The sequence below is a fragment of the Streptomyces sp. NPDC005141 genome (assembly GCF_053599975.1).
This window is the reverse complement of the sequence record NZ_JBSFYW010000007.1, coordinates 24,173-37,215: the sequence shown is the minus strand read 5'-3', so window position 1 is coordinate 37,215 and position 13,043 is coordinate 24,173. Positions and strand designations below refer to the sequence as shown.

At 65.3% G+C, this 13,043-nt stretch carries 10 protein-coding genes and 1 pseudogene; 7 read left to right on the top strand and 4 right to left on the bottom strand.

Annotated elements, in window-relative coordinates:
- Positions 1-411 precede the first annotated feature (411 nt).
- The 6 genes and pseudogenes from ACWD68_RS07680 to ACWD68_RS07655 all read left to right on the top strand — a co-directional run.
- Complete coding sequence (locus ACWD68_RS07680; protein WP_451805560.1) at positions 412-1,500, top strand: RICIN domain-containing protein; 1,089 nt, start codon at positions 412-414, stop codon at positions 1,498-1,500.
- Positions 1,501-1,787: 287 nt separating this feature from the next.
- Positions 1,788-2,402 carry a hypothetical protein gene (locus ACWD68_RS07675; RefSeq protein ID WP_451805559.1) on the top strand — a complete coding sequence of 205 codons (615 nt, stop codon included), beginning with the start codon at positions 1,788-1,790 and terminating at the stop codon, positions 2,400-2,402.
- Between the two features lie 942 nt (positions 2,403-3,344).
- On the top strand, positions 3,345-5,621 hold the full coding sequence (locus tag ACWD68_RS07670; protein WP_451805558.1) for a hypothetical protein: 2,277 nt from the start codon (positions 3,345-3,347) through the stop codon (positions 5,619-5,621).
- A gap of 187 nt (positions 5,622-5,808) precedes the next feature.
- Positions 5,809-6,363, top strand: coding sequence for a helix-turn-helix domain-containing protein (locus ACWD68_RS07665; protein ID WP_451805557.1), 555 nt, complete (start codon positions 5,809-5,811; stop codon positions 6,361-6,363).
- A complete protein-coding gene (locus tag ACWD68_RS07660) occupies positions 6,294-6,887 on the top strand; it encodes an IS630 family transposase (protein ID WP_451805704.1) in 594 nt (197 codons plus the stop codon). Before ACWD68_RS07665 ends, ACWD68_RS07660 begins: the two co-directional genes overlap by 70 nt.
- 96 nt (positions 6,888-6,983) lie before the next feature.
- Positions 6,984-7,804 (top strand): annotated as a pseudogene (locus tag ACWD68_RS07655) (aminoglycoside phosphotransferase family protein); the annotation flags it as partial.
- On the opposite strand, the gene ACWD68_RS07650 reads toward ACWD68_RS07655, so the two are convergent.
- Together ACWD68_RS07650 and ACWD68_RS07645 are read right to left on the bottom strand one after the other, a co-directional pair.
- Entirely contained in the window at positions 7,710-8,345 is a 636-nt protein-coding gene (locus ACWD68_RS07650) for a recombinase family protein (RefSeq protein WP_451805556.1), read from the bottom strand. The pseudogene ACWD68_RS07655 and the gene ACWD68_RS07650 sit on opposite strands and share 95 nt — an antisense overlap.
- Positions 8,346-8,892: 547 nt before the next feature.
- On the bottom strand, positions 8,893-9,858 hold the full coding sequence (locus ACWD68_RS07645; RefSeq protein ID WP_451805555.1) for an acetylxylan esterase: 966 nt from the start codon (positions 9,856-9,858) through the stop codon (positions 8,893-8,895).
- Between the two features lie 417 nt (positions 9,859-10,275).
- On the opposite strand from ACWD68_RS07645, the gene ACWD68_RS07640 reads away from it, so the two are divergent.
- The gene (locus ACWD68_RS07640) at positions 10,276-11,178 is read left to right on the top strand and encodes a universal stress protein (RefSeq protein ID WP_451805554.1); all 903 of its coding nucleotides are present in this window, start codon (positions 10,276-10,278) and stop codon (positions 11,176-11,178) included.
- Positions 11,179-11,430: 252 nt separating this feature from the next.
- On the opposite strand, the gene ACWD68_RS07635 is transcribed toward ACWD68_RS07640, so the two are convergent.
- Positions 11,431-12,198: a ferredoxin reductase gene (locus ACWD68_RS07635; RefSeq protein ID WP_451805553.1), complete on the bottom strand. Its 768-nt coding sequence runs from the start codon at positions 12,196-12,198 to the stop codon at positions 11,431-11,433.
- On the bottom strand, positions 12,191-12,796 hold the full coding sequence (locus ACWD68_RS07630) for a sulfite oxidase-like oxidoreductase (RefSeq protein WP_451805552.1): 606 nt from the start codon (positions 12,794-12,796) through the stop codon (positions 12,191-12,193). Before ACWD68_RS07630 ends, ACWD68_RS07635 begins: the two co-directional genes overlap by 8 nt.
- Positions 12,797-13,043: the final 247 nt, after the last annotated feature.

Here is a 13,043-nt window from a genome sequence, read left to right as displayed (position 1 = left end):
AGGCCTTTCAGCCCGAGGCGGCAGCGGCCGAGACCTGGGCTTCCGGTGTGCCGCCCACCGCGCTGTCTCGTCCGGTTCCGGTCCGAGTGTCCCGTGGCGGCTTTGACGACGGCGGAGTGTGCGCTCAGACAGGCGCATGGGCCATGTCTCTTTCAGCGAGGCCGTTGTGACGGACTCGCCGCGATGGAGGTCACGCGTCTGAGCTCGCCAACCTGCTCGCGCATGGAGACAGCGAGCGCTGACGCAGGCGTCCATTGGGCTGCTCGTTTCGGTGCCACCGCGGTATGAGGATTCCACCTGTTCACGACACGCGCGGGTGAACAGCGCCGCGTGATCCGGTAGACGGCGCCTGCCGGTTGCCAAGTTCGAAATGAGCGACGGCCGCGCTCCGGCATCCGGCGCTGCGCGGCCATGGGCGAGTGGGAAGAGGCGGGCAGGATAAAGATTCCTCCGGGCTACAGCTACATCATCGAGAACAAGAAGAGCGGCAAGGTCGTGAGCGTGGCGAGCTTCTCCACCAACGAGGCCCGGCAGCTCCAGATCTTGGACCTGCGGACCGCCTCTGCGGAGCGGGACAGCCAGACCTGGCTGGTCATGTCGCTGGACAATGACAACGTGATCTTCGTCAATAAGAAGAGTGGCAAGGTCCTGAACGTCGCAGGCTTCTCCACGAGCAACTGGACGGCGCTCGAGCAGCTGTCTCTGCGCGCGGACCCGACCCAGCAGGCGAGCCAGACGTGGACCATCCGTGAGGACTCCGGCGGTCACCGGACCATCCAGAATCTCCGCAGCTCGCTGTATGTCGGCGTGGCGGGTTACAGCGGTGACGAAGCCCGGAATCTGGAGCAGCAGCCCCTGCAGAGTGACGCCAACCGGTCGGCGCAGAGCTGGAAGCTCACCCAGGCGCACGCCTACAGCGAGATCACAGGGCTCAAGGAACCGGTCGACAGCAGCATTGGTGACGTCCAGGAGCTGACCAGTTACTCCCGGCCCGCGGAGGACCGTACCAAGGAGGTACTTGTTGGGGTGGTGGCTATCCCCTGCTCGCTCATCGATGACCACACCGAGCAGTGGCGCGTCGCGAACAGCCCCTGGTACATCCTGCGGCGCTTCGGCTACTGGAGCCTGGAGTACTTCTACGAGCACAGTGGTGCGGGCGCCCGCACCGTGACGCAGACGGTGACCGTCGGTCTGAAGACCGGCAACTCCCAGACGATCGAGAAGACCACGAGCATCACGGTGGGGGTGGACGCCGGCTTCGCCTACAAGGGCGCCAGCGCCAGCATGAGCACCACGATCAGCGAGTCGCTGAAGGTGTCGCGTACCACGTACTCCGAGAGCGAGCACAGCAAGAAGCAAGAGGTCACCCGTACCTACTCCAATGGCAAGAAGGTGTCGGAGGCGATCTGGTACCGGGGGGACCGGTATGTCCTGTCGCGGATGGACGGCACCCAGGTGATGGGACTGGCACACCCTCAACGAGCGTCACGTCGCCACTAAGGCTTATCCGGAGCAGACCGGAAGCTGACCCGTAAAGGGGTGAAGGGCCACGTCGTCGGCGGGTGTCGTCAAGGCCCCGCGGTAAGAGGGCCGCCGTCTGCCTGCTCAGGCAGCCAGGGCGTTCCGCAACTCCCGCACGGCGCACTCACCGTGATGCTGGGCGGGGACCGCCTCGTACAGGTCCAGTGCGCGGCGTCGGACCAGACCGGTGCGGTAGTCGGCCGGCAGCGCGGCCGGCGCGCGGCATGTTTACTCGTGTCGCCGTCGTGATGCAGCCCGTCTTGGAGATGACCACCACTGACGGCTTCGACCTTTGGCCTGTCGCCGAGATCGAGCCGTTCGGTTTCCTGCCGCTCAGCGGTGAGCTGTCACCCGCTGAGGTCGGGACGACGGTGATGCGCATTGCCGGCTGCAATGACGTCGAACCTGACGGCGATCGTCCGCCTCGGCCGGTCGCCGCACTCGACTCGTTCCTTCACGGACTGCTGACCTTCGACAGTCTGTTCGCGGCCGGCGGTCTGCGGGTCACCGACAACTCCACAGGCGTCACCTTCCTGCCCGGTTGCTGCGATGGGCTGGAGGACTGGCGCGACTGGCAGCGGTTCGTCGACGACGGCGGCCTGCTCGGGTTCGGCCACGACCCCGTGTCACCGATCGCGGAGCGTTTCGGCACCATCGTCCGACTCACCGTTAATGCTGAGCAGAGCGACAGCCCGGTGATCGAGCTGCCCGCCACTGAGCTCCGGCACCTGCTTGCCGTTGCCGAGCGCGACCTCGTCGACTTTCTCGCGCTGGCGGCCGATTGGGCCGCCATCCAGATGCCGGACCACTGCTCTGCCGTCACGGTCGCCCTCGCCCGCGTTCTGGACCTTCCTGCGTCGGCCGTACCGCCGAAGCGGTAGCACGGGGCGCGGCGTCGTCATCGTGTGCGGCGCGGTGACCATGCGCCTGCCTGTCGGCCTGGACACTTCGACATGTACGCCGACACCTGATCGATGGAAGAGGCGTGCACGGACCCGTCGGGCGACGGATAGAGGTCTGTCAACGCGGCATGATGATCCATGTCAAGCCGCGTTCACAGACTTCATCCGGGATGATCTCGACGGACGTCTTCGGCTGTGGATTCGTTCTACGGGAAGTGAGGATCATGAAGCCTTTCAGGCGCCATGACCGCTCGCCTGGCTATGTGTCCTCAGCATGTGCCGCTGGTAGCGATCCCGCTGCACCGCGGACAAGCGCCACTGATTTGATGGCGCAACACATTGGCAGAGGTAACCTTTCGGCACTACGAGACAAATAGGGTGAATTGGCAACTGTCTACGGGGCGAAAAATTGACCCTTCACCGAGTGGTGAGCTCTCAGGTCACCTAATCGCGGCGCGCGCAGTCTCTCAAGATGCGACTGTACACATCAATACGTAGACTCATTATGCGCGACATTTCTCCGGTGGGCACCGTGCTGCGGAGGTCATCATGTCCTGCAGAAAGAGAAAGCCGGGGCACTGGGCTGAATCCTCTACTCCGAAGCCCCGCCCTATCCTGTGGTCGGTCGGCTTTGCTATAGCCTTCACGCTTGTAGCGTGCGGAATTATGGCATTCGGGGTAGACGTCGAAAATTGGAAAGACAAGCCGATCTTGGGGCTTATGGTGGTTTTGAAGCCCTATAGATTCTTCATACTCGGCATTTCTTTTCTGACAGCAATCTACTGCTGGCGCAGAATCGGCATGTCCAGAAGGATACGTGCACCCGGACCCATTTCTGTACCCCCATTCAGAGACGAAACCAGAAGGTCCAATGCGTCGATTGATAGGTTGACGACAAGCTTCCGAGAGAAGCTCAATCGGGTGAGCATACAAGCCCCAGAACCGATTCCAGGAGGTTCACAGCAGATTGATTTTGCGGAAGTACTGCGCAGTCCAGCTGTAGACACAAGAAACATCGGCGCAAGTTTGGCTGTAAGCATTGGAAGGCTACTTGCTGCTGGACAAGTCAGCTACGCATACCAAGTCAACGGCGCACTCTTCAACAGCGCCGACGGCAAGCGCGGCGTGACGGTGCAGGTGATAGTGCTGCCGAAATGGGCCAGTCAACCGATCACCTGCACAGGTGAGACATGGGATCTGGCCCTAGAGCAAGCAGCTTACGAAGTGTGCGCTTTCGTGTTGCCGCTGACGAGGCTTGCGGAGGAGCCCCCTTGGCCGGCATGGCGGCGCCTCGCGGTCCCGCCTCAACTATTCAAGAATGTCCAAAAAGCGCAAGAATGCAAGAATGTAAGACGATTTGACGAGGCGCTTAGATACTACTACGAAGCTTTGAAACTCGATCCCCACAATCCCTATCTTCGCCTCGAGGTAGGCATGCTGCAGGAGCAGATAGGGATGCATATCGATGCGCTCGTTACATACGAAGCCGCCATTATGCTTGCACCATCGGATAGGGATCTGAAGGTCTACCCTCCGTTCAGAAGGAAGCCTGTCTATTTTCGCCGTAAAGGTGTATCCATACGCAGTGATTGGTGGAGAGCCCCCCTGCTCATGGCCAGATATCGCCAAGCGGTTCTACTGGCCATGGGTGAGCGACTGAGTGCGGACTGGTCCCCTTACGACGAGATAAAGGGGCTACGAGCGAAAGAATGCAAAGAGATTAGGGTCCGCATCAGGGAAATGTTCAAAGGCTATTTTGGAAGTTTCCACCAGTATCTTGTTGATCAAGAAGGAGGGCTAGACAGCGAGGGTAAATGCTCCGATCAGCGCCTTCCCGAAAAGGTTCGTGACGTCCTCCCTGATGACCCACTCGAAACGACGCAAGAGAGACTGATCCAGCGAGAGTTCTTCCAATTTATTGGTCAAGTCAGAGCACAGAAACTGAGGCGAGCTTACTATCTTCCACGGAGGATCCCGGAGCAAAAAATTCCCCGAGCCGCCTTGCGCCTCTTGTTGGTAGGGAATCCGGTCCGGCGGTGCTGGACCCGCGCCCTCCGCCATGGATCAACTTCCAATTTTCGCGGCCTTAAGTACAAATCAGCTTACAGGGTCGTTAAACATCCAGTCATTGCGAAGATCTGGGACGCTATGCGCGCATTCGAGTTCCCGGAAGCGCGAATATTCTGGCCGATTGAAGCTCGTGACATATCACGTCAAATGCGGCTTCCTTGCCTGCTTCCCCACTGGCAAAGCTACTACGATACAGCTTGCATTTATTCTACCTGCATACTCCCAATGAGGGGAGGTGTAGCTGACATGGACGCACAATCTCAAAATGGAACAAGGTACTTTTCTGCTCGGCTAGACGAGGAGGGAAGAAAGATTCGCAGAATGGTCCATGACTCGGCCGAGAGGGCAGTGCATTTTCTCGAATTGTCTTCACAGAATCAAGACAGCGGATTTGCCAGCTCCATCCGCTCTTGGCTTTTGGCGGATGATCCGGATCTTGTCGGACTCAGGAGAATGACGGAATTCATCCGATGGGCGGAGCGGCACTACCCTGAGAGGTACCCAAACCGGCTGCGTCCAGACAATGTGCACGATATTGAGAGGGTCTATTATGAACAGCTGATTATTGAGAGATCGGCCGCCATGGCTGCTCGCATATGGAAGCACCGAAGCGCTCAGAGTTTGAATGGAAGTCTGACACCGAAAAAGCCTCGCGAGTGGCTGGAGGTGGAAGAGGAAGGGTGGACTCTTGTGGCCAAACTGGTTGAGAACAGGAGCCATTGGCAGACGCGCTGTGAAGTGATTCGAGCAATGCGCAAGTTTGGCCACAATAGTGCATCAAGTGAGATAGTTTACGAATTCACCGTACCTTATCCTGTATATAGTACGGATCCTGTAATCCATGTGCCCGTAAACGGAGATGAAGAGTTCATAGGCAAGGTAGAGGAAGCTCAAAGGCAGAGAAATGGACGAATTGAAGAGTTGCGGCAGATCCTTGAAGTTCGCCAAGGATGGTGCCTCATCGACGTCTCTAGCCCGGCTTCTCCAGCGGAACTTTCTCGGTTCTGCGACCAGATTGCAGCCCGCTGGGAAACGCTGGCAAGGGCATTCCGCGAAGAAATGAATCATGGAGAGTTCAAAGCGCTTGCTTTGGTGGAAGAGGTGGGAAGGCGTCCCGGCGAATTTTAGGGGTTAACGTCGGCGGTCCAGTCCCCCATCTCGTTTTGCCATGCCAATGTTCGGTACGGTCTAGTGCTGGATTCCTCATTTTCTGGGTATAAGTCCTGGTGGCGGGGTGCTTCGGGTACTCGGGGGCGGGTGCCGGACGGTGGTGTTACGGGCACGGTCGAGCCGTGGCGAGAACCAGGAACGGGTCGTGCTTCGGCTGTCGCGAGCGCGCAAGGCTCCGCGTGGTCTGGTGCTGCGGGCACGGATGGTCGAGCTGAGCTGGGCCGGAGAGTACGTCCCGGCCATCGCTGACGAGTTGAGGTGCAGTCAGAAGACGGTCCGCCGCTGGCTGCACCGCTTCAACCGCTTGGGCCTGCACGGGCTGGAGGATCTGGGCGGGCAGGGCCGCAAACGGCGGATCACCGAGGGAGAACGCTCAAGGATCATCGGCCTGGTCAAGCAGCCGGCTCCTGGCCGCCTGACCATGCAGGCGGACGGCGAGCTGGCTGCGGAGGATGAGTCCGGGCCACCGGAGTGGACCCTTGACGCGCTGGCATCCGAGGCCAGGAGGCTGGGCATCGAGGTCGGCCGCAGCCAGGTCCGCCGGATCCTGCTGGCCGAGGGGGTGCGCTGGCGCCGCACCCGGTCCTGGACCCGCTCGAGAGACGCGGATTTCGAGGGAAAAGGACCAGGATCATCGGGCTCTGCACCTGCCCGCCCGAAGGCGCGACGGTCGTCTGCGCCGACGAGCTCGGACCGGTGATCCCCCGCACGTTTCCGCCGGCGCCGGGCTGGTCGCCGGACGGCCGCCGCATCAAGGCGGAAGTCGACTACGGTCGCGGACCGGAGAAGACCTGGGTCTACGGCGCCCTGCGAGTACGGGACGGACACGAGGTCACCATGACCGCCTCCTCCCGCAACAGCGTCTTCTACCAGCAGTTTCTTCAGAAGGTCGAGGCAGCCAATCCCACCGGGGACATCTACGTCGTCACCGACAATCTGTCCTCGCACAACAGCCTGTCCACCCGGACCTGGCTGGAGGATCACCCGCGAATCCGGCACGTCTTCATCCCCGTCGGCGCCTGCTGGCTCAACCTCCAGGAAGGCTGGTGGCGCATCTTCCGCAAGGCCGCCCTCGCCGGCCAGTCATTCGCCGGGCCCGCCGAGATCGAACACGCCACCCGCCTCGCAACATCCCAGCTCAACGCCCGAGCCCGGCCCTGGGTATGGGGCAGACCCGCACCACCAACACGCCTACTGCGACGCCGATATATGTACATCCAATGAGGAATCCAGCACTAGGTCGTGTCCGGCGCACGTCGCGTTGGTCACCCGAAGGCGTGTGCTGGTTGACCGCGCGCGACTAGGGGAGCTGGTACAGGCATGGCGGTTGACGCTGCTCGGTCGGGCGAGGGGTTCACGTCAGCGGAGGCTACGCGGGTGATGGTTGCCGCGTGCCGGGCTGCGGGGCTCAACGACAGAGGCGCGGAGTTGATCCGTCTCGGAGAGAACGCGCTGTTCCGGCTGGCTTCTGCGCCGGTGATCGTGCGGGTGGCCCGCGGGGAAGAGTGGCTGCCGAAGTCGCGCAACGAGGTGGCTGTGGCGCGGTGGCTGGCGGCGGAAGGGTTTCCCGCTGCGCGGGTCGTTGAGGATCTGGAGCAGGCGATTGCGGTCGGGGGCACCCCGTGACGTTCTGGCATCTGATCAAGGAGGGGGACCGTAAGGCAACATACGGGGAGCTGGGCGTGATCCTGAGAGAGCTGCACTCCTCGACGCTGCCAGCGGGCTTGGAGCTGCCGCCGTTCGATCCGTTTGACAAGCAGGAGTTGCGGCTCGATCGGGCCGTGATTCCAGGGGATGACCGGGTCTTCCTGCGGAAGCGGTGGCGGGAGCTGCGTGACAAGTTCGACGAGCTGCGGTTCGAGACGCCTAAGGGGCCGGTGCACGGTGATGCCCACGTGCAGAACCTCATGGTCGACGATCAAGGGCAAGTGATCCTGATCGACTTCGAGGCTTTCTGCTTCGATCATCCCGGGTGGGACCTGATGGTCACCGCCGTCGAGCACCACGGTCTTGGATGGCAGACCGACGAGCAGTACGCCGACTTCGTCAGAGCCTACGGACGGGATCTGTACAAGTGGCACGGGTACGAGACGCTGCGCGGGTTGCAGGAGTTCGGCATGACGACGTGGCTGATGCAGAATCGATCAGGCGGCGGGACGTGTCGTCACTGGAGCGGCAGGCGTGCGCCACCTCGATGCGCAGGAAGAACCGGTCGTCGGGGTCCGAGAGATCACGACGGTTCGCCTGGCCGTGCAGGGTGATGTCGTGATCGTCGGCGATCTGCAACAGCTCTTCGAGATCACGCGGTTGCCTCATGAGGCGGTCCGGGTGGTACGTGAGGACGTGGCGCACTCTGCCTTCACCGGCCTCCGCGAGAAGCGCGTCCCACCCCGGACGCTTGCGCTTCCGCTGCCACGCCGACCGGTTGTTGTCCACGAACACTTGGTCTTCGGTGACCACGAGGCCCAGACGGTCGGCCAGTTCGCGGCAGATGCGCTCCTGGCGCTCCGCGCCGGTCTGGTCGTCGTCGTTCACATGAGAGATGCGGCAGTAGATCGCGGCGGCCTCGCCCGTGCAGTCCGACCGGTGCCGCTTCGCCCTCTGCGCGCTGGCCGTCTGCCGGGTACGGAGGGCGCGCCGTAACCGGGCGTCTGCCTGCTGGTTGTCGTCGTCTTCAGTCATGGATAAAGGCTAATGAGCACTGTTTGGTCCATGTCATCCTGTCCCGCTTCCCTGCCGTTAGGGAACTGCGCTCCCAGGCGGCGGGCAGTTGGGACCGGTCTCGGCCCCAACCGCCCCACCATGGGCCTCCATCGAAACGACCTCGGGTCTCAGCGGTCGGTCCAGGCGGTCGACGCGGTCGATGTCGCTGCCTGTGATCGTCGGTGGACGGCTGGGCTGTTTTCCTCCGCGACGACGCGGAACTCGGTTGCGACCGTGCGTTCGTCCCGACCGGCCGCTGTTCGGAGAGCCGAACCTTGGTCGTGCTCTCGAGCGTGAAGGGACTCCGGATATACGCGGTGAGTTCGTCTGGAAGCGGTACGGGTCCCTGAACGGCATGGGCCGGATGGCGTGCGCCTCCGCCTACAGCACCGGGATCCCCTCCACGCCATGGGCCGCGCGCGCCGCGCCCGGACCCCGCTTCCGTACCCGTACCCGCACCCGTTCCCGTACCAGTTCCCGCATTCGTACGAATCGTCGTGCCGCCCGGTCATGTCGATGGTCGGCGTCAGAGGCGGGCGGGTAGCCAGCGGAGTTGTGCTGCCTGCTGGTAGGGGCCGCCGCCCTCGTGGTCGTTGAAGTCGTACACCTCGATCTGCTTCTCCTCGTGGGCCCAGGCGTTGAACGCCGCGAAGACGGTCGACGGCGGGCAGGTCTGGTCCTCCAGGGCCGCCGAGAACAGTGCGGGCGCCCGGCCGCGCGCGGCGAAGTGCACCCCGTCGAAGTAGGAGAGGGTGCGCCGCACCTGCTCGGTGCGGCCGCGGTGGGTCCTGAGGTAGCTGCCGATCTCGCGGTAGGGCGCACGGTCCGTGATCGTCATGGCGCGCGGGAAGTCGCACAGGAACGGCACGTCGGGGGCGATCGCCGCCAGATCGGGCACCAGGCCGCCCACCGCGATGGTGATGCCGCCGCCCTGGCTCCCGCCGAGCGCCGCGACGCGCGCCGAGTCGACCAGAGGATGCGAGCGGGCCGCCTCCACCGCGCGCACCGCGTCCGTGAACAGGCGCCGGTAGTAGTAGGTCTCCGGGTCCTCGATCCCTCGCGTCATGAAGCCGGGGAAGGCAGGCGCGCTGCCCACCGGGTCCGGGGTCTCGCCGCCGCCCCAGGCGCTCGCCTGGCCGCGGGTGTCCATCACGAAGTGCGCGAACCCGGCCGACGCCCACAGCAGATGCGTGTGCGGTAGCCCGCGCCCGCCGCCGTATCCGATGAACTCGACGACCGTGGGCAGCGGCGAGTTCGCCCACGCCGGCACGGTCAGCCAGCCCTTCACCGAATGCCCGTCGAACCCGGCGAACGTGACGTCGTGGACCGAGACGGTCTTCAGCGGGGTCTCGAACGGCTCGAAGCGGGCGGAGAGTTCGTGCTCCCGGGCTTCCTGGAGCGTCTTGGCCCAGAAGGCGTCGAAGTCCTCGGGCTCGGTGGACGCGCTGCGGTAGCTGCGGAGTTCGTCGAGAGGGAGGTCGAACAGGGCCATCAAGGACCACCTTTCGGCATACGGGGTGCGGTGATCACACCGTACGTGCGCCCTCAAGGGCCTGCTATGCCCGCTCCGGGAAGTCGGCTCAGCCGCCAGCCGCCAGCCGCCAGCCGCCAGCCGCCAGCCGCCAGCCGCCTCCCGCCTCCCGCCTCCCGCCTCCCGCCTCCCGCCAGCCGCCAACCGTCCGTCGCCAGCCGACCGTCCGTCGCACCCGGCGACGGGCGCCGGCTCGCGGGCGTCCGTCGGGCCGTGCGCCGAATACGACCATGCGCCGAGTCCAGTTGACGCTTCCGCGCGCCAGGTCCCGCGCCCCCGGCCGGTAGGCCGCTCGCATCGACTCCGGCGCCGTGCGACTGATCCCCGCCCGTCGTGGAACCCGCGCAGCACTGCATCGGCGAACAGGAGGCATCAACCATGAACTCCGGCACCGGCACCATCACCGCGGGAATCGACGGCTCGCGCGCGAGCCTGGACGCCGCCGACTGGGCGGCGCGCGAGGCCGGACGGCGGCGTCTCCCGCTGCGTCTGCTGCACGCGGGCACCCGGCACCGCGCACCCGCGCGTGTTCCGGACGTCGACGTACCCGCGGGGTGCACCAGGTCGGTACTCGACCGGGCGGCCATCCAACTGGCCTACGCGCACCCGACGTTGGACATCGCCGGGCTCGACACCGAGACACCCGCGGTGCCCGCGCTGCTCGCGGCGGCCGACGAGTCCGAGACACTGGTCCTCGGCTCCCGCGGCCGCACCGGCCATACCGCTCTGGCCGGATTCCTGGCCGGCTCCGTCGCCCTGGCCGTCGCGGCCGCCGCCGCATGCCCCGTCGTCCTCGTCCGCGCTGGTGAACTCCCCGAGGACGAACGGGAGTCCACCCCCGGCAGTGCGCCACCGAGCGCCGCGCCCTACCTCCCCGTGGTCCTCGGCGTCGATGTGGAACACCCCGCCGACGACCTGATCGGCTCCGCCTTCGCCGCCGCCGCGGTCCGCTCGGCACCGCTCCTCGTGGTGCACGCTTGGACCCCGCCCACGTACGACGGTCGCGCGAGCGCCGTCCCGTCCGACGGCGACGCGCACGACCCGGAGACAACCCGACGGCGGGCTCTGACCGGCGCCCTGCGGCCCTGGCGCCACACGTTCCCGGACACCCCGGTCTCGGAACAGGTCGTCCACGGCCACCCCGGCGACCATCTGCTGAAGGCGTCAACCGGCGCGGGTCTGCTGATCGTCGGCCGCCGCGCGGGCGAGCGCCTGGGCCGCGCCGCGCGGACGGTCATCCACCAGGTGACGTGCCCGGTCGTCGTGGTGCCGCACGGCTGACGGCGCTCCGGTGGCGCGCGCCGGCCCCGGTGGCACACATCGGCCGACGCCCGAAGACAGCCGACTCAGCTGTCCGCGACCACGGGCAGAGGGCGCCTCCACGCGCTCTTCGTCGACGCCCCCAGGGCCTGTCCGGTCGATCGTTGTCGTCGGTCACCCCGCTCGCCGGCATCGACCAGGCGCTGTTGGTCTCCTCCACCGTGATCCAGGCGCTGTTGGTCTCCTCCGCCGTGATCGACCGGACAGGTCCTACTAGCCGAACCGCTCGATCCGGATCCGGTCCACCGGCTGCCCCGCCTTTACCAGCAACCGCGAGGCGTGCTCGGCGAATCCGTTGGAACCGCAGACGTAGGCCTCCCACCCACCGGGCGGCTGCTCGGCAAGGAGCGGCGCCACATGTGTGGCGGCCATACGTCCGACACGCACACCCTCCGGGGCACTCCGTGTGAAGACCGCTGCGGTCTCCGCGCCGTACTCCCTTGCGTAGATGAGCTCTTCGGGACTCCGCGCGGAGACGAGAAGGCGCACCGGTACGTCCAGGGCCTGTGCGCGGTGGTGACGCAGCATCGACATCAGCGGTACGACACCGGAGCCGGCGCCGACGAGGAGTGCGGGCCGGTCCCCGGGCCAGGCGAAGAAGCCGCTGAGCGGGCCGCGCACCTCGACGGAGTCGCCGGGCCGGGCCACGGTGTGGAACCAGCCGGAGACCTCGCCGCCGTCGACATGGTCCAGGGTCAGTTCGATGTGACCGGTGTCGTCGGGGGAGGACGCGATGGAGTAGTGGCGCTGCGCCACATACCCGTCCCCGGCGGTGAGCCGCAGCATCAGATGCTGGCCGGGCAGATGTCCCTCCCACGCGGGCACGGCGAATCGGAAGGTCGCCGCGTGCGCGGTCTCGCGGCGGATGCCGGTGAGGGTGGCGGTCTGCCAGGTGGTGGCCGTTCGGGTGTTCACGGCGATGCGTCCGGGCACGGCGAACCGTGTGGGCGGTACGAAGGCTGCTGTCGTCGTCTCAGTCACCGGAGTAGCGCTGCTCTTCCCAGGGGTTGCCGCGGGCGTGGTAGCCGTTCTGCTCCCAGAAGCCCGGCTCGTCGTGGTCGAGGATCCGGATGCCCGCGATCCACTTGGCGCTCTTCCAGAAGTACAGATGCGGCACGATCAGCCGTGCGGGGCCGCCGTGTTCGGCGGGCAGCGGTTCGCCGTCGTAGTCCCACACGATCCAGGCGCGGCCGCCGGTGAGGTCGGCCAGCGGGAGGTTCGCGGTGTACCCGGTGTGCGCGTACGCGACCGCGTGGGTGGCGGCCGGGTCCGGTCGTACGGCCTCCAGGAACGTGTCCAGCGACACGCCCCCGAACCGCACCCCGAACTTCGACCAGCTCGTCACGCAGTGGATGTCTCCCTCGTACACCGAGGGGGGCAGCGTGTGTGCCTGGGCCCAGTCCCAGGTGCGCGGCTCGGCCACCAGGCCGTCGATCCGCAGGGTCCAGTCGGCGGCGGACAGGTCCGGGGTGACCTCGGCGGACAGGACGGGCCAGTCGTCGCCGGCGTCGTACTGACCGGGCGGGAGTCCGGGGTCGTGGGCGCGCGGGCGCCCGGTGAAGCCTCGCGTGACGTTCATACGGGTGGGGCCTCCAGGACCGCCGGGAACGGCGGCCCGCGGATCGAGCGTGATCGGCGCGCACCCACAGGTCGGTCTCGCGGGTGCGCGCCGGTGTTTAACCATTCAACCGTACGCGCAAGCGGACCGTTCTCCGAGCCGGTGCGGAGCTCTGATCATTGCGGCCGTATGAACTCTCCCGGCGCCCGGGAATAGTCGCGCCGCGATCATCCTTGCTGCTGATGCCGACTCCGGTGGCTCGTACACG